Origin of the sequence: Kribbella sp. NBC_01510 (genome assembly GCF_045040325.1) — a bacterium.
Taxonomy (GTDB): Bacteria; Actinomycetota; Actinomycetes; order Propionibacteriales; family Kribbellaceae; genus Kribbella.
Map to the genome: position 1 here is coordinate 3,570,018 of NZ_CP109418.1, position 23,201 is coordinate 3,593,218.

The window sequence follows — 23,201 nt, forward strand, 5'->3', positions numbered from 1 at the left end:
CCTCCTTGGAAGGCAGGACTATGACCACTCCCAACAACCTGTCGCGGCGCCTGTTCCTGCAGCGCGCAGCGGTCGGCACCTTGCTGGCGACCGGCGGCAGCACGCTTCTGGCCGCCTGTGCCGGTAGCGGCAGCAACGACAGCGGTTCCAGCGGTGGCGGCGCCGACAAGACCGCGGACAACCCGTTCGGCATGGCGGAGAAGTCGGCCGTTGAGGCGGTGATCTTCAATGGTGGGTACGGCTACGACTACGTGACGTTCGCGGCCAACCTCGTTCAGCAGAAGCAAGCGGGCTCGACGGTCAAGGTTGCTCCGTCCACCGAGATCGCCCAGCAGCTGCAGCCGCGCTTCGTCGGTGGCAACCCGCCGGACCTGATCGACAACTCCGGCAAGGCCCAGATCGGCTTCGGCACGATCCTGGACCAGCTCGCGCCGCTGGACGACGTCTTCGAGGCCAACAACTACGAGGGCACGAAGATCGCCGACACCCTGTACCCCGGCGCCAAGGTCCCCGGTACCTTCGACGGCAAGTTCGTCGCCATGAACTACGTGCTCACCCTCTACGGCCTGTGGTACTCCGAGAGCCTGTTCAAGGAGAACAGCTGGGAGCTGCCGAAGACCTACGACGCGCTGCTCGACCTCGGCGCCAAGGCCAAGGCGAAGGGCAAGTACCTGTTCGTCTGGGGCAAGGAAGCCGCGACCTACTACCACACCCTGGCCGTCGACTCCGCGATCAAGGAGGGTGGCGACGAGGTCCGGCTGGCGCTGGGGAACCTGGAGGAGAACTGCTGGTCGCAGCCGCAGCTCCAGAGCGTCTTCAAGGCCCTGGAGACCATGGTCAAGAACGGCTACTTCGTCCCCGGCGGCGCCGGCACCCAGTTCACCGCCGCCCAGGCGAAGTGGAGCAACGACCAGCAGGCCATCCTCTACCCCTCGGGCTCGTGGATCGAGAACGAGATGAAGAAGGCCACCAAGAGCGGGTTCCAGATGAAGGGCATCCCCGAGCCCACGCTGACCGAGAGCCCGAAGCTGCCGTACGCGGCGCTGCGCAGTGCGGCCGGTGAGCCGTTCATCGTCCCGTCCAAGGGCAAGAACGTTGCCGGCGGCAAGGAGATCCTGCGGGCCATGCTGTCCAAGGAGGCGGCGACCAACTTCGCCAAGACGCGGCTGGCGCCGACGATCGTCAAGGGTCTTGTTCCCGCGGACGGTTTCGGTTCGACCGCGCTGCAGTCGCAGATCGCGATGCTGGACGCCGCCGGCACGAACATCTTCGACTACCAGTTCGTCAGCCTGTACGGCATGAACACCGACAACCTCGTGGTCTGGAACTCGTTCCTGTCCGGCCAGCTCGACGCAGCTGGCCTGACGAAGGGCCTGCAGGAGATCACGGACAAGGTGCGCAACGACAGCTCCGTCAAGAAGATCCCGGTCACGGCGTGACCGTGTCGCACACTGTCGTGCCGGGGGGCGGACCCAAGCGGTCCGCCCCCCGGCGGCGCCGGCCGCTGACCTTCGACCGGGTCAGCTTCATGGTCGTCTTCCTCGGCCTGCCGCTGGCGATCTTCGTGATCTTCGTGGTCTCTCCGTTCGTGCAGGCGCTGTGGTACTCGCTGACCGACTGGTCCGGGTTCAGCTCGAAGATGAACTTCGTCGGCTTCGACAACTACGTCAAGCTGTTCCACGACGACATCTTCCTGAAGGCCGTGCGCAACAACATCGAGCTGGCGATCGTCGTGCCGATCGTGACGATCGTGCTGGCGCTGACCCTTGCCACGCTGGTGACGATCGGCGGCTCGGGCACCGGGACCGTCCGCGGACTGCGCAACTCCGGCTTCTACCGGATCGTCTCGTTCTTCCCGTACGTGATCCCCGCGATCGTGATCGGCCTTATCTGGGCACAGGTGTTCACGCCGGGCTCGGGCTTGCTGGACGCGGTGCTGTCGAAGATCGGGCTGCACCAGTTCGAGAACTACGCGTGGCTCGGTGACGCGCGGACCGCGATGCCGGTGTCGATGTTCGTGATGATCTGGGGCTTCGTCGGCTTCTACATGGTGCTGTTCATCGCGGCCATCCGGGGCATCGATCCCGAGGTGTTCGAGGCTGCCCGGATCGACGGCGCCGGCCGGTTCCGCACCGCGGTGTTCCTGACGGTGCCGCTGATCCGCGACAACGTGCAGACGGCGTACATCTATCTCGGCATCGCCGCCCTCGACGCCTTCGTCTACATGCAGGCGCTGAACCCCGGCGGCGGCCCGCAGAACTCGACGCTGGTCATGCCCCAGCAACTGTTCACCACGGCCTTCACCAAGGGGCAGTTCGGTTACTCGACGGCGATGGGCGTGGTCCTGGCCACCGTGACGCTGCTGTTCGCGCTCGTGGTCTTCGTGGTGAACGCCCTGACCGGCGGACGTGAGCGGAAGGTGAAGGCACGCCGATGACAACCACCGCCGACCGGGCCGAATTCGTCGCCGGGTCCCGCGCGCCGGACAAGCAGGCCCCGGAGGGCAAGCGCGTTGCCACGACCGCCCACATCGCGCTGATCCTGTGGTCGCTGTTGGTGATCCTGCCGCTGCTGTGGACGTTGCTGTCCTCGTTCAAGACGACGCAGGAGATCCTGGGCAACCCACTGTCACTGCCGGGCAAACTGCAATTCAGCAATTACGCCAGCGCCTGGACGACGGCCGGCATCGGTCGCTACTTCGCGAACACGGTGGTCGTCGTCGGCTCCGCGCTGGTGCTGGTGATGATCCTGGGTGCCATGTGCGCGTACGTGCTGGCCAGGTTCTCGTTCCGCGGCAACCGGCTGATCTACTACTCCATGCTGGCTGGGCTGACGTTCCCGGTCTTCCTGGCGATCGTGCCGCTGTTCTTCGTGCTGAAGAACCTCGCGCTGCTCAACACCCTCCCAGGGCTGATCATCACGTACGTCGCGTTCGCGCTGCCGTTCACCGTCTTCTTCCTGCACAGCTTCTTCAAGGCGCTGCCGGGCGAGGTGTACGAGGCGGCGCAGATCGACGGGGCAGGTGAGTGGCGCACGTTCTTCTCGGTGATGTTACCGATGGCGCGGCCGGGGATGGCGTCGGTCGCCATCTTCAACTTCCTGGGGTTGTGGAACCAGTTCCTGCTCCCCGTCGCCCTGAACACCGACTCGAACAACTACGTGCTCTCGCAGGGCATGGCCTCGTTCGCATCGCAAGCCGGTTATGCGGTGGACTTCGGCGCCCTGTTCGCGGCCGTGGTGATCACAGTGGCGCCGGTTCTGGTGGTCTACATCATCTTCCAGCGTCAACTGCAGGTCTCCGTCACCGCCGGCGGCGTGAAGTAGGTAGCGTGCCGTGATGCTGACACGGCGGACGTTGTTGCAGAGCGCGCTGGCCGGAGCGGTCCTGAGCAGGTGCTCGTCGGGTACGACGGGCACCGGCTCGACCGCGTCGCCCGGCAACCCGTTCATGGTCGACGGATCCGCGCCCGTCGACGTCGCGATCGGCGAGGAGTACGGCGGCTTCGCGGCCGCGGCGTACCGGAAGAAGTACGCGAGCGCCACGGTGTCGCCGACGGTGAACGCGCAGCTCGCGAATGCGCTGTTGCCGCGGTTCGCGGCGGGGAATCCGCCGGATGTGGTGCTGAGCACCGGGGACCAGGCGCTGGAGCTCGGCCGGCTGGTGAAGGAGAACCAGCTGGCGGATCTGCGATCGTTGCTCAACGCACCGGCCTGGGACAACGCGAACGCGAAGGTCGAGGACAGCCTGCTCCCGGGGATGCTGGACGCCGGGCAGTACGACGGGACCCAGCGGACCGTCAACTACGTCGCCACTGTGTACGGCCTGTGGTACTCGGCCAGTCTGTTCCAGCGCAACGGCTGGGACGTGCCCCGCACCTGGCCGGAACTGCTTGCCCTCGGCACCGATATGAAGGCGGCCGGCCTCGGCCCGTTCGTCTACGCGGGCGCGCATCCGTACTACGTGCTCGAAATGGTGCTCACCCTCGCCGCCAAGGCCGGCGGCCACGACGTGGTGAAGCGGATCGACAACCTCGACGACGGCGCCTGGAAGGACGAGAGCGTCACCCGCGCGATCACCGCGGTCGGCGAGCTCGTGAAACGCGGGCTGATCGCGCCGGGCAGCGCCGGCTTCGACCACATCGGCTCGCAGAAGCGCTTCCTGGCCTCGAAGGCCGGTCTGCTGCCGTGCGGCAACTGGCTCGAGAACGAGATGAAGGCGCTGATCCCGCAGAACTTCGGGCTGACCCTGATCGGCGTACCAGCCCTGGACGGGTCGGCGGCGCTGGGCCGGGGTCTCCACGTCGCGGCGACCGCGCCGTACCTGGTGCCGGAGCAGGCGAAGAACAAGGCCGGCGGCCTGGAATACCTGCGGGCCACGCTCTCGAAGGACGTCGCGGCCCAGGTCACCTCGGAGTCCAACCAGCTCACGATCGTCCGCGGCGCGGCCGACGGCCTGGAGATCGGTACGGCGCTGCGCTCGGCCCGCGACCTGCTCACCGCAGCCGGCGACCAGGTGATCACGTGGTACTTCGACAGCTGGTACCCCGCCTTCGCCGAAACCGCCGCCCAGGTCACGGGCCAATTCCTCGCCGGCGGCCTGCAACTGTCCGAATGGACCGCCCGCATCCAGTCCGCCGCCGACCGAACCAAACAAGACAAAGCAGTCACCAAGTACCACCGGGACTGATTGGGTTACGGCAATCTAACTTCGACCGGATAGGGCAAAAACACTATCGCCGTCCGCCGCGCGCCGAACTACCCTCGAAGGTGGCAGGTGAGATCGATGGCGTGGGTAGTGGTGTTGCTCGTGTTCCTGGGGCTCTGCGTGCTGCTCAACCTTCTGCTGCCGCAGCCGCCGCCCTCGCGCTGGCGCCGCCGTCTGCAGCGGTCGGTGAACGGTCTCGCGGGGCGGATCCACCCTCGGCCCGCCCCTGAGCCCGATCCGTTCGACACCCTGCGTCTGCAGACCAGGCTCGGTCATCTCGCCGGGGAGATCCGCCGGGTCGAGGCCACCCGGATGTACGCGAAAGCTCACAAGCTGATGGCCCTCGAGGCGGCGTACGACGACCTCCTCGACGAGGCCTGCCGGATGGCCGGCGTCTCCGAAGAGGGCGACCTGAAGCGCGGCGAAGCCAAACGCTGGCTCGAGGAACAGGAACTGGCGTCCCGCGGCTGGTCCTGGTGACCTAGAGCCAGACGACCTGGTCGAGAAAGTCCTCCACGGCAGTGGCCACCTGGCCCAGCACGGCAGCCGACTCCGCGAGCCGGCCCGGCACATACATCCCGTGGTCCGCCTCCGGCACTTCCAGCACGTACGGCGTGAGCTCACGAGCGAGAGCCGAGTCCCACAACGGGTCCGCCGTACCGCCGACCAGCAGGAACGGCGCGGTCGACCGGCGGAGGCCGTCGACCACCCAGTCGCTCGTCAGCACAGGTGTGAGCCAGACCGCCGGCAATCCTCGCTCGGCGGCCAGCACGGAGGCGTGAGTGCCGAGCGACTTGCCGATCAGCAGCACGTCGCCGGTGGCGGCTGCCAGGGCCTTCGCAGCCTGTGGCAGGACCCAGGGACCGCGCTCTGCCTCGGTGAGGCTGAGCGGGCGATCGGGCTCGTCCCACCACACGGGCTGCACGCTCGCACCCCGGTGTTCGGCCGCGTCGGAGGCGAACATCGGCAGCGGAGCGGCCGGGCCGTTCTGCCCGCCGGGGAGGACAACGGCCGTACGAGAAGTCATAGGGCCGACTCTATGGGGCGAGGGGTCCGCCCCGGTGTGGCGTGGACTGGAGGCGCTGGCAGAATCGGGTGCATGTCCCTAGCTGCGTCTGACCCCTCCGCAGCCGGTTCCCAGCGTCGCCCTCGGGTGCTGTCCGGGATCCAGCCGACGGCGGACTCCTTCCACTTCGGCAACTACCTCGGCGCGTTGCGGCAGTGGGTGGCCCTGCAGGACGACCATGACGCGTTCTACTGCGTCGTCGACCTGCACGCGATCACGGTGGAGTACGAGCCGAAGGCGCTGCGGGAGCGGACCCGCCGCTCGGTCGCGCAGCTGCTCGCGGCCGGCATCGATCCGGAGCGCTCGACCCTGTTCGTCCAGTCGCATGTGCCCGAGCACGCCCAGCTGGCCTGGGTGCTCGGCTGCCTGACCGGATTCGGTGAGGCCAGCCGGATGACGCAGTTCAAGGACAAGTCCGCCAAGGGCGGCACCGACCGCGCCACGGTCGGCCTGTTCACGTACCCGATCCTGCAGGCCGCGGACATCCTGATCTACCAGGCCGACCGCGTCCCGGTCGGTGAGGACCAGCGCCAGCACCTGGAGCTGACCCGCGACCTGGCCCAGCGGTTCAACCACCGGTTCGGCAAGACGTTCCGGCTGCCGGAGCCGTACATCGTGAAGGAGACCGCGAAGATCGGGGACCTGCAGGACCCGAGCGCCAAGATGAGCAAGTCGAGCTCGTCCCCGGCCGGGATCATCGACCTGCTGGACGACCCGAAGGTGAGCGCGAAGAAGATCCGCTCCGCCGTCACCGACTCCGGCCGCGACGTCGTCTTCGACCCGGAGAACAAGGCCGGCGTGGCCAACCTGCTGACCATCTACTCGGCCCTGACCGGCCGCAAGATCAGCGAGCTCGAGGACGAGTACGCCGGCCGCGGGTACGGCGACTTCAAGAAGGACCTGGCCGAGGTCGTGGTCGAGTTCGTCACGCCGTTCCGGGAGAAGACGCTGGGCTATCTCGACGACACGGCGCAGCTGGACGGGATCCTGGCCGCCGGCGCCGAGCGTGCCCGCGCGGTCACCGAGCCGACCCTGCAACGGGTCTACGACCGGCTGGGCTTCGTGCCCGGTCCGGCAGTGGGCCGGTAGGCCCCGGATGGCGACGATCGGTGTCGCGATCCCGATCGCGGAACCCTACGGCTCGGAGCTGCAGAAGTACCGGGCCGAGTTCGGCGATCCGATGGCCGCGTCGATCCCCACCCACGTGACCCTGCTGCCGCCGACCGAGATCGACGACGCCGACCTGCGCCGGATCGACGAGCACCTGCTCGCGGTGGCCGCCCGGTTCCCGAGCTTCCGGATCCGCCTGCGCGGTACGGCGACCTTCCGGCCGATCTCGCCGGTCGTGTTCGTCCCGCTGGCCGAGGGCATCTCGTCCTGCGAGGTGCTGCAGTCCCAGGTCCGGTCCGGCCCGCTCGAGGTCGAGCTGCGGTTCCCGTACCACCCCCATGTCACGGTCGCCCATGACCTGGACAAGGATGCGCTGGACCGTGCGTACGACGCCCTGGCCGAATACGACTGCTCGTTCGACGTCGAGTTCTTCAGCCGCTACGAGCACGGCGCCGACGGCGTGTGGCGGCCGCAGCGCGCCTTCCCACTGGCAACCTAATCCACTGGCGACCTAGCCGGCTGGCAGGCTAGGCCCGGCACTCTCGGGTACAGGAGCGGTATGGGGATCATCAAGGCGGCGTGGCAGTGGTTCGGCAAGACCCAGGTGTGGCGGGCCTGGCAGCGGTACGGCAACTGCCGGGGCAACCGGTTGGCCGGGGCAACGACCTTCTTCGGGTTCCTGTCGATGTTCCCGCTGATCGTGCTGGCCGCTGCGATCACCGGTGTGCTGCTCGGCGACGAAGCGGTCGACACGCTCAAGGACACTCTGCACCAGAACCTCCCCGGCATCGACAACCAGATCGACATCGACTCGCTGATCGCCCACGCCGGCACCATCGGACTGATCTCCGCTGTCGCGCTGCTGTTCACCGGGCTCGGCTGGATCGACTCGATGCGGGCCTCGATCCGGTCGATGCACGAATTGGACGACCAGCCCGGCAACTTCGTGATGGTGAAGCTCTGGGACTTCGTCGCCCTCGTCGGTCTGGGCCTGATCGCCTTGATTTCCACCGGTGTCTCGTCGGTTCTGTCCGCGCTGACGCAGCGGATCGTCGACCGGACGAATCTGGACGGGAGCTTTCTGACCGTCTGCAGCGTCGTGTTAGGCATCGTGACAGGTGCCATCCTGATCCTCTACCTGCAGACGGCCCTGCCGGGGATCATCCTGCCGGGGAAGGTCGCGCTGATCGCAGCACTGGCCGGCGGCATCCTGTACTACCTCGCGCAGAAGCTCGGCAGTCTGTATGTGACCCACGTCATCGGGACGAACGCAGCGTACGGCACTCTGGCCCTGCCGCTGGCGTTGTTGGTGTGGATCTACCTGCTGACGCGCGCGATCATGGTCATCGCGGCGTGGACCAAGGAGGCGACCCTGGACGCCCGTGCTCCGGGCGAGGTCGAGCCCGAGCCGGAGCCGCTGGAGCCAGAGCCGGTGGAAGAGCCGCTGCTGCTCGGGCCGCCTGGAAAGCGCTACAAAGTGGTGCCGGTGCCGCAGCGGAAGGCCGATACCGTCGCGGTCGCCGCCGGTGCAGTGCTGGGCGTCACCGTGTCCGTTCTGGCCGCGCAGGTCGGCAAGGCCGCTCGTTCGCTTCGGCGTTAGGCCTCAGTGACGGCGCCGGCGCAGGGTGCGTGGGCGGCGGAGGAAGAGACTCAGGAGCAGTACGGGCGGGCCGGCGTAGGCCCAGGCAGGGACGCGGAAGGCCAGGGACTGCACGGCCTGGCCGGGGTTCAGGACTGTGCGGCTGCGCGGCGGGTGCGTCGTACCGGAGGATTCGGTCTTCTTGCCGTCAGCGGGCTGGGGTGCGGACTTGGGCTTCACCGCGGGCTTGACCAGGCTGCCGACCGGGGTGAGCTTGCCGTAGTTGTCGAACGTCCAGGTGAGCAAGTTGCTGGCGTCCTCGGTGATGCCGTGCGGCGCGTTCATCATGGTCACCACCAGCGTGTGCCCGTTGCGTCGGGCCGCTCCGACGAACGTGTTGCGGGCCAGCGTGGTGTAGCCGGTCTTGACGCCCAGTGCGCCGTCGTAGCTGAACAGCAGCTTGTTCTGGTTCGCGACCTGGTAGGTGCCCTTGCCCTTGCCTGCGTTCGGGAAGGCCGTGTACTTCGTCGACGCATACTTCGCGAAGTCCGGGCGGCCCAGGCCGTTCTGTGCGAACAGGGCCAGGTCGTAGGCGCTGGAGTACTGCCCGTCGGCGTCGAGGCCGGTCGGGTCGGTCACGTGGGTGTCGAGTGCGCCGATCTCGGCGGCCTTCTGGTTCATCCGCTGGATGGTTGCCGGTATGCCGCCCTGGTCGTGCGCGCACAGTGCGTGCACCGCGTCGTTCCCGGAGGCCAGGAACATGCCCTGGAAGAGCAGGTCGACCGTGTACGTCAGTCCCGGGTAGACACCGACCTTGCTGCCGATGATCCCGGCGTCGGCGTCTGTACCGACTACTTGGTCGGTCTTCTTGAGCCGTGGTAGCAGGACGAGGGCCGTCAGGGTCTTGAGGGTGCTGGCGGGCCGCAGCTTGGCATGCGGTGCCTTGGCGGCCAGTACGGCGCCGGTGTCGAGGTCGGCGACGACGTACGCGGATGCCTGGACGGCCGGCGGTGCCGCCCCATCGGCGACGACCGTCGGCTTCGCGGTCAGCAGGTCGCCGCCGACCGGGCCTTGTGAGCCCTGGTCGGCGGCGGTCGCTGTCAGAGGTCCGGTGACCACCAGTGCGGCGGCCGCGCAGCCCGTCAGAAGCAAACGCATCGGCCGCACTCTAGTTGCCTCGTGGGGCAGATGTCACAGTCGGGTCTCATGCCCGATAGGCAGTCCACATGTTGCTGATGCGGGTGCTCTGGCCCGGAGTGAACTGGTTGTAGCAGGAGTCGTAGGAGTAGTCCATGTAGTTGTGGATGGGGTCGACACCCGGCAGCGAGCAGGAGTCCCGGCCGGTCGGGCAGCCGCTGCTGGCGCTGCTCTGGGCCGGCGTGTCGGACACGGAGTCGTTCGTGCTCGTGCAACCGCCCTGGAAGGTGTGGTAGAGCCCGAACCAGTGACCGGCCTCGTGGGACGCGGTCTTGCCGAGGTTGAAGTTGGTCGCGGAGCCGCCGGGCAGCGAGCTGTACTGCACCCGGATGCCGTCGATCGACGGGTTGCTCGCGTAGTCCCACGGGAACGTCGCGATGCCAAGGTAGGAGAAGTCGACCAGCCAGATGTTCAGGGCGTTCTTGCCACCCTTGCGCGTTTGTGACCGGTACGTCGTGCTCTGGCCGTCGCGGTGCCAGGTGTTGTTGTTGAACCGGTCGGTGCCGGCCAGGTAGAACGTGAAGCCGGTGTTCGCGGCCTGCGACGACTCGCCGCCGGCGTAGTCCTGGTTCAGCTCGGCGATCTGCTGGTTGATCTGGGTCGCGGTCACGTCACCGGCGCCGGAGCTGCTCCGCATCACGTGGACGTAGACCGGAACGCTCGCCGCAGCCAGCGTGCCGGCCTTGGGAGCCAGTCCACGGGCCGCCTTGGCCTTGAGGATCTCCGCCGTCCTGGCATCGATCGCCTTCTGCTCGGCTGCCGACAACTCCCGGTGGTCGGCGCCGAACCCACCACGAGCCGAGGGACCCTCGGCCGGCGCGAGACACGGCTTCCCCACCTGGTCGGCCGGCAACTGCGCGGTCGCCTGGCCTCCGAGTGGGCTGAACGCGAGCGCCGTACCGGCGATCAACACGGCCAGGGCGCGGGGACGGGTGATGAAAGGACCGGGGCCGTGGGGCGGGGAAGGAAGTGAAAACCGCATGATGCGTCCTCCGAGATCGGGCCGCTTGGGCGGTGCGGCCGAATCCCGAGATTTTCCCCACGATCCCGCACAGTGCCTAGCTGTTCACTGTCCGCACAGTGCCACGGCACCACCACGCCGCGTTGACATCTGTGCCGCGGCTTGAGTCAATGGACTGTCGGTAGACCAATAGAATGCCGGGAGTGGTCGTGAGCGGTGGCAGGTTGGGTGTGCAGGAGTTGCGGGATCTCGTGGCTCGCGGGCAGGTCGACACTGTGCTCGTCGCGATCACGGATATGCAGGGGCGGTTGCAGGGGAAGCGGTGTGGGGGGCGGTACTTCCTGGAGGAGGTGCTGAAGCACGGGACCGAGGGGTGCAACTACCTGCTCGCGGTGGACGTGGAAATGAACACCGTGGGCGGTTACGCGATGTCGTCCTGGGAGCGGGGGTACGGCGACATGGTGATGGCGCCTGATCTCGACACCCTCCGGCTGGTGCCGTGGCTCGAAGGTACGGCGATGGTGCTGTGTGACGTGCAGTGGCTGGATGGGACGCCCGTGGTGGCCGCGCCCCGGCAGGTGCTGCGGAAGCAACTGGAGCGCCTGGCCGAGAAGAATCTGAGGGCGTACGTCGGGACCGAGCTGGAGTTCATCGTCTTCGACGACACGTTCGAGTCGGCCTGGGACAAGCGCTACCGCGACCTCACCCCGGTGAATCAGTACAACGTCGACTACTCCCTCCTCGGCACCGCGCGGATCGAACCACTGCTGCGAGACATCCGCAAAGCCATGACCGGCGCCGGCCTGTACGTCGAGTCCGCGAAGGGGGAGTGCAACCTCGGCCAGCACGAGATCGCCTTCCGGTACGACGAGGCCCTGGTGACCTGCGACAACCACTCGATCTACAAGACCGGTGCGAAGGAGATCGCCGCGAAGCACGGCAAGAGCCTGACCTTCATGGCGAAGTACGACGAACGCGAGGGCAACTCGTGTCACATCCACCTCAGCTTCCGCTCCACCGACGGTGACGCCGTACTCGCGGGCGACCGGGACCACGGGTTCTCCGAGCTGATGGAGCGGTTCATCGCCGGCCAGCTCGCGTGCCTGCCCGAGTTCACCTATCTGCTCGCGCCGAACATCAACTCGTACAAGCGCTTCGTCCGCGGCAGCTTCGCGCCGACCGCGGTCGCCTGGGGGCTGGACAACCGGACCTGCTCGCTCCGCGTGGTCGGTCACGGTGACTCGCTCCGGGTCGAGAACCGCGTCCCCGGCGGCGACGTGAACCCGTATCTCGCGGTCGCCGCGATCATCGCCTCCGGCCTGCACGGCATCGAGAACGAGCTGGACCTCGAGCCGCTGCTGGCGGGCAACGCGTACGAGTCCGACAAGGACCATGTCCCGTCCACGCTGCGCGAGGCGGCCGCGCTGTTCACCGGCTCGAAGCTCGCCCGGGAGGCGTTCGGCGACGAGATGGTCGACCACTACACCAACACCGCGCGGGTCGAGCTCGACGCGTACGACGCCGCCGTCACCGACTGGGAGCGGATCCGTGGCTTCGAACGACTCTGATCGTCCTGTTGTCGACAATCAACCCGTCGACAACAGGACCGTCGGCAATCCGAGGATCGGCATCACCACATACCTGGAGCCGACGATCTGGGGGATCTGGGAGCGTGACGCCGCGCTGCTGCCGCGCGTCTACCTGGATGCGGTGGCCGCGGCCGGAGGGGTGCCGCTGTTACTGCCGCCGGTCGGGACCGATCCGACCGTCCTGCATCTCCTGGACGGCCTGATCATCGCGGGCGGGTGCGACGTCGATCCAGCGTCGTACGACGCGACGCCGCACCCGGAAACGGTCGACACCAGGCCCGGCCGGGACGAGCATGAACGCACGCTGATCCAGGGCGCACTCGACCGGGATCTCCCGCTGCTCGCGATCTGCCGCGGTCTGCAGATGCTCAACGTCACGCTCGGCGGGACGTTGCACCAGCACCTGCCCGACGTGATCACGCACGACGAGCACCGCCCTTCGCCCGCGGTCTTCGGCACGACCGAGGTCAAGCTCGAGCCCGACTCGCTCGCAGGCCGGATCCTCGGCGACCGCGCCGGCGTGCGCTGCTACCACCACCAGGCCATCGACGTACTCGCGCCGGGCCTGACCGTCACCGCCCGGGCCGGTGACGGGACCGTCGAGGCGGTCGAAGTGGACGGCCACGCGTTCGCCCTCGGAGTGCAGTGGCACCCGGAGGAGAACCCCGATGATCTGCGGCTGTTCACCGCACTGATCGCCGCAACCAGGAGCACAGCATGACGTACGACGTGATCAACCCGGCCACCGAGAAAGTGGTCCGCACGATCGCCCTGGCCACCGAGCAGGAGGCGGACGAGGCGATCGCCCGTGCCGCCAAGGCCTTCGAAACCTGGCGGGACGTCACCCCGGCGGATCGTGGCCGGCTGCTCCGCCGGTTCGCCGACGCGGTCGACGCCGACCTGGAGAATCTCGCCGCGCTGGAGGTCGAGAACGCGGGCCACACCATCGGCAACGCCCGGTGGGAAGCGGGCAACGTCCGCGACGTGCTCACGTACTACTCGGCCGCGCCGGAACGCCTGTTCGGCCGGCAGATACCTGTTGCCGGGGGCATCGATATTACCTTCCAGGAGCCGCTCGGTGTGGTCGGCGTGATCGTGCCGTGGAACTTCCCGATGCCCATCGCCGGTTGGGGTTTCGCCCCGGCCCTTGCCGCCGGCAACACTGTTGTCCTCAAGCCCGCCGAGCTCACACCGTTGACCGCTCTGAGAATCGGCGAGTTGGCGTTGGAGGCAGGGCTGCCGCCGGGTGTGTTCGAGGTCGTGCCGGGCAAGGGCACCGTCGTCGGACAGCGGTTCGTCACGCATCCCGCCGTACGCAAGGTGGTTTTCACCGGGTCGACCGTGGTCGGGAAGCAGATCATGGCGGGCTGTGCCGACCAGGTGAAGCGGGTGACGCTGGAGCTCGGGGGGAAATCGGCCAACATCGTCTTCGCCGACGCGGATCTCGAGAAGGCTGCGGCCCAGGCGCCGTACGGCGTGTTCGACAACGCCGGGCAGGACTGTTGTGCGCGATCGCGGATCCTGGTCGAGCGGTCGGCGTACGACCGCTTCATGGAGTTGCTCGAGCCGGCGGTGAAGAGCTTCAAGGTCGGGGACCCGAGTGATCCGCTGACGGAGATGGGGCCGTTGATCTCCCGAGGTCAGCTCGAGCGGGTCGCGTCGTTTGTCGACAATCCAGCGATCCAAGGGACGGCGCCGACTGGCCCTGGGTTCTGGTTCCCACCGACCGTCCTCGCAGCTGCCGGCGACAGGGCGATCAGGGAGGAGATCTTCGGGCCGGTGGTCGCGGTGATCCCGTTCACGGACGAGGCGGACGCGGTGCGGATCGCGAACGACAGCGAGTACGGGTTGTCCGGCTCGATCTGGACCCGGGACGTCGGCCGCGCGCTGCGGGTGAGCCGCGGCGTCGAGGCCGGCAACCTGTCGGTCAATTCGAACTCGTCGGTCCGGTACTCGACGCCGTTCGGCGGGTACAAGCAGTCCGGTCTCGGCCGCGAGCTCGGTCCGGACGCGCTGGCCGCGTTCACCGAGACCAAGAACATCTTCATCAGCACGGAGGACTGAATGAGTGACGTGAAGGCGAGCCGGCTCGAGGGTCGCGTCGCGGTGGTGACCGGCGGCGGGAGCGGGATCGGCCTGGCCACCGTACGGCGGCTCGCCGCCGAGGGAGCGAAGGTCGTGATCGGCGACCTCGACCCGGCCGCCGGCAAGGCCGCTGCGGACGAGACCGGCGGGCTGTTCGTCGCGACCGACGTCACCGACGCGGCCGCGGTGGACAACTTGTTCAAGCAGGCCTTCGACACCTATGGCAGCGTGGACATCGCGTTCAACAACGCGGGCATCTCGCCGCCCGACGACGCCTCGATCCTGGACACCGGGCTGGAGGCGTGGCGGAAGGTCCAGGAGGTCAACCTGACCTCGGTGTACCTGTGCTGCAAGGCCGCGATCCCTTACATGCAACGGCAGGGCAAGGGCTCGATCATCAACACCGCGTCGTTCGTCGCGGTGATGGGCGCGGCCACGTCGCAGATCTCGTACTCCGCGTCCAAGGGCGGCGTACTGGCGATGAGCCGCGAGCTCGGGGTCGAGTTCGCCCGGCAGGGGATCCGGGTCAACGCGCTCTGCCCGGGACCGGTGAACACGCCGCTGCTGACCGAGCTGTTCGCGAAGGACCCGGAGCGGGCGCAGCGCCGGCTGGTGCACGTCCCGATGGGCCGGTTCGGCGAGCCGGAGGAGATCGCGGCCGCGGTCGCCTTCCTGGCCAGCGACGACGCCTCCTTCATCACCGCCAACACGTTCCTCGTCGACGGTGGAATCTCAGGCGCCTATGTGACTCCGCTCTAGGCTGAGATCATGATTGGCCAGGCAGACGACGCGGTGTTCCGGCCGGTGCGGACCGGGAACCCGTTCGAGGAGGCGGTCGAGCGGTTGCTGCAGGCAATCAAGCTCGGCGTCGTCGTCCCAGGCGACCGGCTGCCGTCCGAACGCGACCTGGCCGCCCGCCTGAACGTCAGCCGGGTCACCCTCCGGGAGGCGATCCACGCGCTCGCCGAGGCCGGGTACGTCGAGTCCCGGCGCGGCCGGTACGGCGGTACCTTCGTCAACGAGCACCTGCCGAAGCCCCGCCGTACCCGGGCGAAACGTCTGGCTCGAGAGCTGGGCGATGGGCTGGAGGACGCGCTCGTACTGCGTTCCGCGCTCGAAACCGGTGCCGCCGAAGCTGCCGCCGCGCGGGCGTTGTCGGAGGCCGAGCGGGAGCACTTGTGCCGCTGCCTGGCGGAGACGTCGGCCGCGACACTGGCCGACTACCGCCGGCTCGACTCCCGGCTGCATCTGGCCATCGCGGAGGTGACCGGCTCTCCGTCGCTGACGTCCGCGACCGCCGACGTCCGCATGCGTCTGAACGAACTCCTGGACGCGATCCCCTTGCTGGAAAGGAATATCCAGCACTCGAACGACCAGCATCAGGCAATCGTCGACGCCATCCTCGCCGACGATCCCGAGGTGGCACGGCGCGCGATGCAGGAGCACCTGTCCGGGACGGCCGCCCTGCTGAGAGCCTTCCTCGCCTGATTCCTCGACAACCCCTCCGACTTTCCTCGCGCGGCTGTTTGCTGTTCCCGCCGGCCGGCTCTCGGGACCTGGGCCAGGACAACGGGGCCCGAGACAGGAAATAACCAGTCGCAGGCCACCAGTTCCTGTCCAAGCCCCCAACGCCGGGCCCTGCCCGGCCCCGCCCGCCCAGCCCGGACGCGCAGGCCGCCCAGCTCGGCCTCGGTCGGGCGGACCGCTGGTCGCCTGCGGTTGGCCGGGTGTCGGGGGTGGGGCCGGGGGTGTCGGGGCCTCGGACAGGAAATAGCCGGTCGCAGGCCACCAGTTCCTGTCCAAGCCCCCAACGCCCAGGCCGGCCCAGCCCGGCCCCTCCCAGCCCGGCCGCCCAAGCCCCCAACGCCCAGCCCGGCCTCCCAGCCCGGCCCAGCCCGGCCCCTCCCAGCCCGGCCCAGCCCGGCCCCTCCCAGCGCGGCCGCGCAGGCCGTCCAGGTCGGCCTCGGTCGGGCGGACCGCTGGTCGCCTGCGGTTGGCCGGGTGTCGGGGGTGGGGCCGGGGCGTCGGGGCCTCGGACAGGAAATAACCAGTCCCAGGCCACCATTTCCTGTCCGAGCCCCCAAGGCTCGGCCAGGTGCTCAGCTCCGAAGGGCGGCTGGCAGCGGGGCGAGTCGGGTGCGAGGTTCGCGGGCTCGAATCCATCTGGACCCAGCACATCTGGACCCAGCAACTTTCAACCGCTTGTCGTGGTCTTGCGTGGCAGGCGGTTGAACTTTGTCGCGACCGCGTGGGCCATCAGTGCCCCGGCACGATCGTGCCGCCCTGACTGCTCTGATCTGGGCAGCGACGGGTGACAGGATGGTGACGGGATGGTTTCCTCATGTGACACTCGCCGTGTCGGACGGTCGTTCACTGTGATAATCGGCGAGGGTAAACCTTCGAGGAGTTTGTGGTGGATCGATGACTGACGACGAGCTGGTCGGGCGCGCCGGGCTGGTCGAGCGTGCGAACAAGCAGCTCGAGACCAGCGGCAGTGTGCTGCTCTACGGCCCGACCGGGATCGGCAAGTCGGCCCTCGGCCGCGCCCTCGTCGCGGACCGGGCCCGGGCCGGCTGCCGGATTCTCAGCGCCGCACCGTCCCAGTCCGAAGCCGGCCTCCCGTACGTCACTCTCCTCGACCTCCTCTCCAACCAGCTCGAGCTCGCCTGGCAGGTGCTGCCCGACCACCTGCGCCAGCCGCTCGAGGTCGCCCTGCTGAAGGCCAGCGCGCCCGACACCGTCCGCGACGAGCTGGCCGTGCGCCTCGCCGTACTGCATGTCCTCCGCCGCCTGGCCGCGGGCGGACCGGTCCTGCTCGTCGTGGACGACATCCAGTGGGTGGATCCGTCGAGCCTGGAAGTGCTGACGTTCTGTGCCCGGCGACTGTCCGAGGGCGTGCATATGCTGGCCACCGAGCAGGTGGCTGACGGCGACCTCCCGATGATGGCCGAGGCCTGCCCCGAGCCGGTCCTCCAGTTGGAGGTCCCACCGCTTACCGAGCCCGACGTGCTCGGCCTGCTCCGGCAGCGCCTGTCCAGCCCGCTCCCGGTGCGTACGGCGCGGCGCATCTTCACCGCGAGCGCCGGCAACCCGTTCATGGCGCTCGAGCTCGGTCGCGCCGTACTGCGTCATCCGGAAGGCGTCTCGCCCAACGACCCGCTGCCGGTGTCGAGCCGGCTCAAGACCCTGCTCGGCGACCGCCTGTCCGACCTCAGCAGCGCCACGCACGAGCTCCTCCTGCACGCAGCGTCGTCACCACGCCCGACCACGACTCAGCTCGCGCGGTCCTTGGACCGGCCGATCGACACCGAGCTCGCAGAGGCGGAGGCGCTCGGACTGATCGACGTCTCCTCCGAGCGGTTGCGCTTCTCTCACCCGCTGCTCCGGGAGTTCGTGTACGCCGAAGCCACGTCAGCATCCCGTCGTCAGGCCCACGCTCAGCTGGCGGCCGTGGTCGACGAACCGGTCGAGAACGCGACCCACCGCGCGCTCGCGACCCAGGAGGCCGACCCCGAGCTTGCCGCCACGATCGAAGAGGCCGCCACGGTCGCAGCCGGCCGGGGTGCGCCCGGTGCTGCCGCGACGCTGTGGCGCCTGGCGGCGGAGCGTACGCCGATCACCCTGCCGGACGAGCGGGCCCGACGACTGACCCGGGCCGCTGACGACGCCGCGGCCGCCGGTCATCTCGCGGAGTCGGCCGACATGGCGCGGCTCGCCGTCCAGGCGGCGACCACGCCGGAGAACAAGGTGCTCGCGCTGTTGCTGCTGGCGGACGCGGCCTGGCCCGACCGGGACCGTCGCGTCGAGCTGCTGGACGAGGCGTTCCAGGCGTCACTCGGCGACCAGCGGCTCGAGGCGCGGGTGCGGATCATGCGCAGCCACAGCGAGTACTTCGATCGCCGGCTCGACGAGGCGCAGGAGGACGCGCGCGTCGCCGAGGCTCTGGCCCGCGCGTCCGGTGACACCGAGGCGCTGGTGGACGCGCTGAGCGCCGCGAGCTCGGTGCAGATCGCGCGCGACGCCGAGCAGACCGCGGACGCGTTGCTGCAGCAGGCCGCCGAGCTGGCCGGTGGGCTGCCACTGACCAAGACCGTGGTGAACGCGCGGCAGATGGCCGCGATGCGGGAACTGTTCCGCGGCCGCACGGACGAGGCGATCGCCGCGATCACCGCACTGGTCGACGAGGTCCGCGACAACGGCGCGATGCGGTGGCTGGCGTCCGTACTGATCTCCGCGACCGCGATCTACGAGCGCAGCGGGCGCGGCGCGGACGCGTTGGCCGCCGGGCACGAGTGCTACCAGCTGATGCAGGACATCGGCGAAGAGGCCGAGGTCGGCATGATCATCGCGAGCCGCGCCGAGTGGGCCGGTGGTGCGGCGGCGATGGGTCGGCAGCTGGCGGAGGCGGCGCTCGAGGGTGTCCGGCTGGTCGGGAACGACGAATGGACCGGCCCGGCGCTGGCCAGCCTCGGGCTGATCGCCGTACTGACCGGGGATCCGCAGCGTGCGGTGGAGTCGTTCGACGCGATCGCGCAGTCGGGGGAGGCGGCGATGCCGTTCGACCCGGCGGTGATCCCGTGGCACGCGGACTACGCGGAGGCGCTCGTCGCGGCCGGCCGGCTGGAGGACGCCGCCGCGTTGATCGCCGACATCCGGACTCGCGCGGACAACCTGGACCGCGCGGTCGTGCGGGTCGGGCTGGCCCGGTCCGAGGCGCTGCTGATCGCCAAGCAGGGCGATCCGGCCGCGGCCCTGGACCTGCTGGAGGAAACGATCAGTACGGCGGGCGACCGCGTCTACCCGCTGGACCTGGCCCGCTGTGAGCTCACCCGCGGGCGGGTCGCCCGGCAGGCCCGTCGCCGTTCGGTCGCGCGGACGGCGTTCCTGGACGCGATCGAGCAGTTCGAGGCGTACGGCGCTCCCGCGTGGCGCGAGGTCGCCGAGACCGAGCTCGCCCGTCTCGACGTACCGAGCCGCAGCCGGCAGCCGTCGGAGCTGACCGACAACGAGCAGCAGATCGTCGCGATGGTCCGCGACGGCTCCACGAACCGCGAGATCGCCGCCGCGCTCTACCTGTCGGTGAAGGCGGTCGAGTCCCAGCTCACCCGCCTCTACCGCCGCTTCGGTGTCGCCAACCGCACCCAGCTCCTCCGGATGGTCGACCGCCCCAGCCCTGAGTCCGCAGGGAAACCCTTGTGGTGACCCGTGAGTAGCTTGCGATGTCTTGCTGCTCGACGAGCCATGGACGAGGGTCGGTGGGGTGAGATCTCCGCTCCGGCGGGGCGACCGAGTGAGGCGCGGCCGCCCCGTTCTCACGCTCGGGGACAATGAGTGGGTGAAACTCGAACGCAAGCACGCACTGATCCTGCTCGGCATCGCGGTCTGGAACGTGGTCACCTATCTGCGCTTCATCAAGGCGCTGGCCGACACCGAAGGCCGTCCGACCGGGTACTACGTCGCCCACACGATCCTGATCATCGTCAACCTGCTGATCGCTGCCCTGCTCGGCACCTGGGGTGTCCGGGCCTACAAGGCGTCCCGGGTCAACGCTTCACAAAACTCGACGGTGTGACCCCGAGCATCTTCCGGAAGTGCCGGTTCAGGTGGGACTGGTCGTAGAAGCCGGCCAGCGCGGCGACCTCGGCGGCCGGAAAGCCGTCGAGCAGGTACCGTCGCGCCAGGTCCACCCGCCGCCCGGTCAGATACCGATGCGGCGGCATCCCGAACTCCCGGCTGAACGCCCGGACCAGATGGGCCGGATGCGCGTGCACCAACTTGGCCGCGTCGTCCAGCGTGATCCCGGCCGGCACGTTGGCATCCAGTACGTCGCGCAGCCGCGAGGCGACCGTGGGATCGCTCCGATCCGGCGGATCGAGCACGTTCCGGCGGAGGTGCTGGGTGAGCCGTTCCTCGATCAGCGTCAGCCGGCTCTGCGCCTCCAGGTCCTCCTTGCCGTCGAGCAGTACGCCGTGCAACTGGTGAATCCGGTGCCTGAGCAGCGGATCGACGTACTCGGGCTGGTCGACGGCCGCGCCGATCAGACCGTCGCCGAGCCGATCGGGCTCCAGGTAGAGCACCCGCTTGCGGAACCCCTCCGGCCGGACCGACCGGCCGTCGTGCGGCACGTGCGGCGGCAGCAGTGAGACCTGCGCCTGCGCCAAGCCGTGCTCGCGGTGGTCCAGGTCGTAGCGGACGACGCCCTCGTCGACGATCAGCACGGTCCACGCGTCGTGGGTGTGACTCGGGTACGCATGCGACCGGAAATGCGCGTGCAGGACCTCGACGACCCCGCTCAGCCCGGGCCGCCACGCCCGGACCTCAGCGCCGCCGCTCATACCCAAGAACATACGCTTGCGTCCCGTGAAGGTTTACCTGAGCGCGGACATGGAAGGCATCACCGGACTCGTCGACGCGGAGGACGTCCAGCCGCCCGGCCGGGACTACGAACGCGGCCGCGTGCTGATGACCGAGGACGTGAACGCCGCCGTCCGGGGCGCGTACGACGCGGGCGCGACGGCCGTCCTGGTGAACGACGCCCACGGCCCGATGCGCAACATCCTCCCGGACCTGCTCGACCCGCGCGCCACGCTGATCAAGGGCCGGCCGAAGCCGATGGGCATGATCGAGGGCCTGACCGGCGAGTACGACGCCGTCCTCTGCGTCGGTTTCCACGCCCGCGCCGGCGTCCTCGGCGTCCTCAGCCACAGCTTCATGGGCCACGAGATCGAGGACATCTGGCTGGACGACGACCCCACCGGCGAGATCGGCCTCTTCCACGCCGCCTCGTCCGCGTACGGCGTACCGGTCGCGCTCCTCACCGGCGACGACACCGCCTGCGCCGAGATGAAGGCGTGGGACCCGGCGGTCGCCACCGTCCCGGTCAAGTTCGCCAAGGACCGCTTCGCCGCCCAGCTGGTTCCCGTCGCCGAGGCCCGTGCTGCGATCGAAACCTCCACCACCGAAGCCCTCCGCAATCTCCCCGGCATCACCACCGACTCGGCCACGACCCGTCACCTGGCGGTCCGCTGGCAATCCGCCTCCGTCGCCTCCCACCTGACCGCCATCCCCGGCGTCACCCGCCGCGACGACCGCACGGTCGCCGTCGAGGGCAACATGCTCCACCTCTACCGCCTCTTCAACCTCTTCCTCCGCGTGGCGACCGCCGTCACCTCGAACCCGCCGTACTGCTGAACTGGTCAAGAACGTACAAGCCGACCGGTGGGGTGCCGGGCCAGTCTGGTGTCATGACTGACGAAGCTGAGCCGATCCGGTTCGACACGAAGATCGCTGTGATGCTGCGTGACGACCTGGCGGTGTGGCAGCGCCTCAACGTCGCCGCGTTCCTGGTGAGCGGTATCGCCGGGACTCGTCCCGAGGTGGTCGGGGAGCCGTACGAGGACGCCGACGGGACCCGGTATCTGCCGATGTTCCGGCAGCCGGTGATGGTGTTCGAGGGCAGCAAGGAGTTCATGGCGACGGCGCATCAGCGGGCACTCCAGCGGGAGATCGAGCACTCGGTGTTCACCCAGGACTTGTTTGCTACCGGCAACGACCGCGACAATCGCGCCGCCGTGAAGGCAGTGTCCACGGGTGAGCTCGACCTGGTCGGGATCGCCGTCTACGGCCCGAAGAACGCCGTCGACAAGGTCCTCAAGGGCGCCACCAAACACCCTTGACCAGGGACAAGCCCTAGCGGGGTACGACGTACTCCCAGGTGGTGCCGCCGTCCGTGCTGAGGGCGAGGCGGGTGGTGTGACGCTTGGAGACCTCGGGGCCGTAGAGCAGGTGGGCGTCGCCGGACAGGTGGGCGAGCACGCCGGGGGATCCGCGGTCGGGGCGGGCCTGCCCGTCGCTGATCCGGTACAGGTGCGGTGTCGGGTCGCCGGAGCGGCCGCCGAGCACCAGGGCGGTGCCGTCGTTCAAGACGACGGGGCCTGCGTTCAGGCTCCACGGAGTGTTCCGCACCGTCGTCCAGTGGGCGCCCCGATCGGTCGAGATCCGCATCGTCGAGACCGTCTCGGACAGACTGCCGATGGTGACCGCGGTCGCCACGAGGGTCTTGCCGTCCGGGCTGACCGCGAGCCGTCCGCCCTGGTTCTTCGTGTCCAGCGGCGCCGAGCCCCAGGTCGCGCCGCCGTCGTCGGTCCAGACGATGTCCGTCCGGCCGATCCCGGTCAGCGCCCAGCACCGTCCGCCGGTGTCGCAGGCCGGCGACCTCGTCGCCGAGGTCTCCAGCATCCGGACGGTCGAGTCCTCGAGGTTCACCACGACGATCCGGCCCGGCACGATCCGGTCGGTGAGGATCTCGCCGCTGCGGAAGGTCCGGGTGGGCAGGACGTACTGCAGTCTCGACGTCACCGGGCCGTCGTACGTCAACCGGAACAGCAAGGTCGCGTCCCCGGTCAGGGTGCCCTCCGCGGGCGGGGCGACCGCGATCGCCTCGTCCCCGGTCCGCAGCGTCGCGTACGGCACCGGCCACTCCGGTGCGGTCGCCTTCACGCCGTCCCGGTCGATCACCGCCGAGTACCGGCACTGCGGACCCGTCGCGCACTCGGCCCAGCCGGCCGCCCAGCGGTTCCGAGTCACCATCGCGACCGACCGCAGCTGTGCCGTCCCCGCGGTCACCACGGAGTTCCCGTCCTTCAGCGCGGCCGCGGGCAGGATGGCGATCGGTGGATCACTGGGCCCGCTCCGGCCGGTGATCCAGACGACGGCCGCGAGAACGACGGACATCGTGGCCGCCACGACGCCGACGATGAGCAACGGCGGCCAGCGCCGAGGTACGCCGAGACGCTCCAACCGCTCGATCAAGCGAGGGTAGGAGCGGTCGAAGTACGCGCGCAGACGCAGCAATGTCACCCCCGGGGTAGCGATCAGCCTCTGCCCTTTCGACGTCGTGGGGCAGAGGC

22 protein-coding genes are annotated in these 23,201 nt (G+C 68.9%); 17 read left to right on the forward strand and 5 right to left on the reverse strand.

The annotated features are described in order from the left end of the window. Positions 1–20 precede the first annotated feature (20 nt). The 5 genes from ngcE (OG558_RS17780) to OG558_RS17800 all read left to right on the forward strand — a co-directional run bounded on the left by ngcE (OG558_RS17780) (position 21) and on the right by OG558_RS17800 (position 5,185). Positions 21–1,439 (forward strand): N-acetylglucosamine/diacetylchitobiose ABC transporter substrate-binding protein, encoded by a 1,419-nt coding sequence (gene ngcE / locus OG558_RS17780; protein ID WP_329484440.1) that lies wholly within the window; start codon positions 21–23, stop codon positions 1,437–1,439. Next, entirely contained in the window at positions 1,436–2,437 is a 1,002-nt protein-coding gene (locus OG558_RS17785; RefSeq protein WP_405071254.1) for a carbohydrate ABC transporter permease, read from the forward strand. Before ngcE (OG558_RS17780) ends, OG558_RS17785 begins: the two co-directional genes overlap by 4 nt. Beyond that, positions 2,434–3,324, forward strand: coding sequence for a carbohydrate ABC transporter permease (locus OG558_RS17790; RefSeq protein WP_405071255.1), 891 nt, complete (start codon positions 2,434–2,436; stop codon positions 3,322–3,324). The genes OG558_RS17785 and OG558_RS17790 overlap by 4 nt, the downstream gene beginning before the upstream one ends. A 13-nt stretch (positions 3,325–3,337) precedes the next feature. After that, positions 3,338–4,687 (forward strand): N-acetylglucosamine/diacetylchitobiose ABC transporter substrate-binding protein, encoded by a 1,350-nt coding sequence (gene ngcE / locus OG558_RS17795; RefSeq protein ID WP_405071256.1) that lies wholly within the window; start codon positions 3,338–3,340, stop codon positions 4,685–4,687. Positions 4,688–4,783: 96 nt separating this feature from the next. Then, positions 4,784–5,185 (forward strand): hypothetical protein, encoded by a 402-nt coding sequence (locus OG558_RS17800; RefSeq protein ID WP_329484444.1) that lies wholly within the window; start codon positions 4,784–4,786, stop codon positions 5,183–5,185. Position 5,186: 1 nt separating this feature from the next. Here the strand turns inward: OG558_RS17800 and OG558_RS17805 are convergent, their stop codons facing one another. Next, positions 5,187–5,732 (reverse strand): alpha/beta hydrolase, encoded by a 546-nt coding sequence (locus OG558_RS17805; RefSeq protein ID WP_405071257.1) that lies wholly within the window; start codon positions 5,730–5,732, stop codon positions 5,187–5,189. Positions 5,733–5,804: 72 nt separating this feature from the next. Here OG558_RS17805 and trpS point away from each other — a divergent pair, with 72 nt between their 5' ends. Genes trpS through OG558_RS17820 form a run of 3 tightly spaced genes read left to right on the forward strand, consistent with a single transcriptional unit; the run spans position 5,805 to position 8,481 of the window. Continuing rightward, positions 5,805–6,860 (forward strand): tryptophan--tRNA ligase, encoded by a 1,056-nt coding sequence (trpS, locus tag OG558_RS17810; RefSeq protein WP_405071258.1) that lies wholly within the window; start codon positions 5,805–5,807, stop codon positions 6,858–6,860. 7 nt (positions 6,861–6,867) lie between these two features. After that, the gene (locus tag OG558_RS17815; RefSeq protein ID WP_329484447.1) at positions 6,868–7,380 is read left to right on the forward strand and encodes a 2'-5' RNA ligase family protein; all 513 of its coding nucleotides are present in this window, start codon (positions 6,868–6,870) and stop codon (positions 7,378–7,380) included. A gap of 60 nt (positions 7,381–7,440) precedes the next feature. Continuing rightward, positions 7,441–8,481 carry a YihY/virulence factor BrkB family protein gene (locus tag OG558_RS17820; RefSeq protein ID WP_405071259.1) on the forward strand — a complete coding sequence of 347 codons (1,041 nt, stop codon included), beginning with the start codon at positions 7,441–7,443 and terminating at the stop codon, positions 8,479–8,481. A gap of 3 nt (positions 8,482–8,484) precedes the next feature. Here the strand turns inward: OG558_RS17820 and OG558_RS17825 are convergent, their stop codons facing one another. Together OG558_RS17825 and OG558_RS17830 are read right to left on the reverse strand one after the other, a co-directional pair. Continuing rightward, complete coding sequence (locus OG558_RS17825) at positions 8,485–9,618, reverse strand: D-alanyl-D-alanine carboxypeptidase family protein (protein ID WP_405071260.1); 1,134 nt, start codon at positions 9,616–9,618, stop codon at positions 8,485–8,487. Between the two features lie 46 nt (positions 9,619–9,664). Continuing rightward, entirely contained in the window at positions 9,665–10,639 is a 975-nt protein-coding gene (locus OG558_RS17830) for a zinc metalloprotease (RefSeq protein ID WP_405071261.1), read from the reverse strand. Between the two features lie 188 nt (positions 10,640–10,827). On the opposite strand from OG558_RS17830, the gene OG558_RS17835 reads away from it, so the two are divergent. The 7 genes from OG558_RS17835 to OG558_RS17865 all read left to right on the forward strand — a co-directional run bounded on the left by OG558_RS17835 (position 10,828) and on the right by OG558_RS17865 (position 19,864). Continuing rightward, positions 10,828–12,186, forward strand: a complete 1,359-nt coding sequence (locus OG558_RS17835) for a glutamine synthetase family protein (protein WP_405071262.1) — start codon at positions 10,828–10,830, stop codon at positions 12,184–12,186. After that, a complete protein-coding gene (locus OG558_RS17840; RefSeq protein ID WP_405071263.1) occupies positions 12,167–12,928 on the forward strand; it encodes a gamma-glutamyl-gamma-aminobutyrate hydrolase family protein in 762 nt (253 codons plus the stop codon). The genes OG558_RS17835 and OG558_RS17840 overlap by 20 nt, the downstream gene beginning before the upstream one ends. Then, complete coding sequence (locus OG558_RS17845; RefSeq protein WP_329484453.1) at positions 12,925–14,271, forward strand: aldehyde dehydrogenase family protein; 1,347 nt, start codon at positions 12,925–12,927, stop codon at positions 14,269–14,271. The genes OG558_RS17840 and OG558_RS17845 overlap by 4 nt, the downstream gene beginning before the upstream one ends. Beyond that, positions 14,272–15,051, forward strand: a complete 780-nt coding sequence (locus tag OG558_RS17850; protein WP_405071264.1) for a 3-oxoacyl-ACP reductase — start codon at positions 14,272–14,274, stop codon at positions 15,049–15,051. A 9-nt stretch (positions 15,052–15,060) separates the two neighbouring features. Beyond that, positions 15,061–15,780 carry a FadR/GntR family transcriptional regulator gene (locus tag OG558_RS17855; protein WP_405071265.1) on the forward strand — a complete coding sequence of 240 codons (720 nt, stop codon included), beginning with the start codon at positions 15,061–15,063 and terminating at the stop codon, positions 15,778–15,780. A gap of 933 nt (positions 15,781–16,713) precedes the next feature. Continuing rightward, the gene (locus OG558_RS17860; RefSeq protein ID WP_405071266.1) at positions 16,714–19,494 is read left to right on the forward strand and encodes an AAA family ATPase; all 2,781 of its coding nucleotides are present in this window, start codon (positions 16,714–16,716) and stop codon (positions 19,492–19,494) included. 133 nt (positions 19,495–19,627) lie between these two features. Further along, on the forward strand, positions 19,628–19,864 hold the full coding sequence (locus OG558_RS17865; protein ID WP_329484457.1) for an SCO4848 family membrane protein: 237 nt from the start codon (positions 19,628–19,630) through the stop codon (positions 19,862–19,864). Here the strand turns inward: OG558_RS17865 and OG558_RS17870 are convergent. After that, on the reverse strand, positions 19,836–20,627 hold the full coding sequence (locus tag OG558_RS17870) for an AraC family transcriptional regulator (protein ID WP_405071267.1): 792 nt from the start codon (positions 20,625–20,627) through the stop codon (positions 19,836–19,838). The genes OG558_RS17865 and OG558_RS17870 overlap by 29 nt on opposite strands. Before the next feature lie 25 nt (positions 20,628–20,652). Between OG558_RS17870 and OG558_RS17875 the strand changes: the two genes are divergently transcribed. Then, positions 20,653–21,483 carry a M55 family metallopeptidase gene (locus OG558_RS17875; RefSeq protein ID WP_405071268.1) on the forward strand — a complete coding sequence of 277 codons (831 nt, stop codon included), beginning with the start codon at positions 20,653–20,655 and terminating at the stop codon, positions 21,481–21,483. A 53-nt stretch (positions 21,484–21,536) separates the two neighbouring features. Then, entirely contained in the window at positions 21,537–21,968 is a 432-nt protein-coding gene (locus OG558_RS17880; protein ID WP_405071269.1) for a DUF2000 family protein, read from the forward strand. A 13-nt stretch (positions 21,969–21,981) separates the two neighbouring features. Here OG558_RS17880 and OG558_RS17885 read toward each other — a convergent pair whose 3' ends face one another. Next, a complete protein-coding gene (locus tag OG558_RS17885) occupies positions 21,982–23,151 on the reverse strand; it encodes a sialidase family protein (protein WP_405071270.1) in 1,170 nt (389 codons plus the stop codon). Positions 23,152–23,201 lie beyond the last annotated feature (50 nt).

Coding starts and splice junctions, on each gene's coding strand:
- ngcE (WP_329484440.1), top strand. CDS start 21: ATGACCACTCCCAACAACCTGTCGCGGCGCCTGTTCCTGCAGCGCGCA.
- OG558_RS17880 (WP_405071269.1), top strand. CDS start 21,537: ATGACTGACGAAGCTGAGCCGATCCGGTTCGACACGAAGATCGCTGTG.
- OG558_RS17805 (WP_405071257.1), bottom strand. CDS start 5,732: ATGACTTCTCGTACGGCCGTTGTCCTCCCCGGCGGGCAGAACGGCCCG.
- OG558_RS17830 (WP_405071261.1), bottom strand. CDS start 10,639: ATGCGGTTTTCACTTCCTTCCCCGCCCCACGGCCCCGGTCCTTTCATC.
- OG558_RS17820 (WP_405071259.1), top strand. CDS start 7,441: ATGGGGATCATCAAGGCGGCGTGGCAGTGGTTCGGCAAGACCCAGGTG.
- OG558_RS17825 (WP_405071260.1), bottom strand. CDS start 9,618: ATGCGTTTGCTTCTGACGGGCTGCGCGGCCGCCGCACTGGTGGTCACC.
- OG558_RS17815 (WP_329484447.1), top strand. CDS start 6,868: ATGGCGACGATCGGTGTCGCGATCCCGATCGCGGAACCCTACGGCTCG.
- OG558_RS17870 (WP_405071267.1), bottom strand. CDS start 20,627: ATGAGCGGCGGCGCTGAGGTCCGGGCGTGGCGGCCCGGGCTGAGCGGG.
- ngcE (WP_405071256.1), top strand. CDS start 3,338: ATGCTGACACGGCGGACGTTGTTGCAGAGCGCGCTGGCCGGAGCGGTC.
- OG558_RS17855 (WP_405071265.1), top strand. CDS start 15,061: ATGATTGGCCAGGCAGACGACGCGGTGTTCCGGCCGGTGCGGACCGGG.
- OG558_RS17850 (WP_405071264.1), top strand. CDS start 14,272: ATGAGTGACGTGAAGGCGAGCCGGCTCGAGGGTCGCGTCGCGGTGGTG.
- OG558_RS17845 (WP_329484453.1), top strand. CDS start 12,925: ATGACGTACGACGTGATCAACCCGGCCACCGAGAAAGTGGTCCGCACG.
- OG558_RS17800 (WP_329484444.1), top strand. CDS start 4,784: ATGGCGTGGGTAGTGGTGTTGCTCGTGTTCCTGGGGCTCTGCGTGCTG.
- OG558_RS17790 (WP_405071255.1), top strand. CDS start 2,434: ATGACAACCACCGCCGACCGGGCCGAATTCGTCGCCGGGTCCCGCGCG.
- OG558_RS17860 (WP_405071266.1), top strand. CDS start 16,714: ATGACTGACGACGAGCTGGTCGGGCGCGCCGGGCTGGTCGAGCGTGCG.
- trpS (WP_405071258.1), top strand. CDS start 5,805: ATGTCCCTAGCTGCGTCTGACCCCTCCGCAGCCGGTTCCCAGCGTCGC.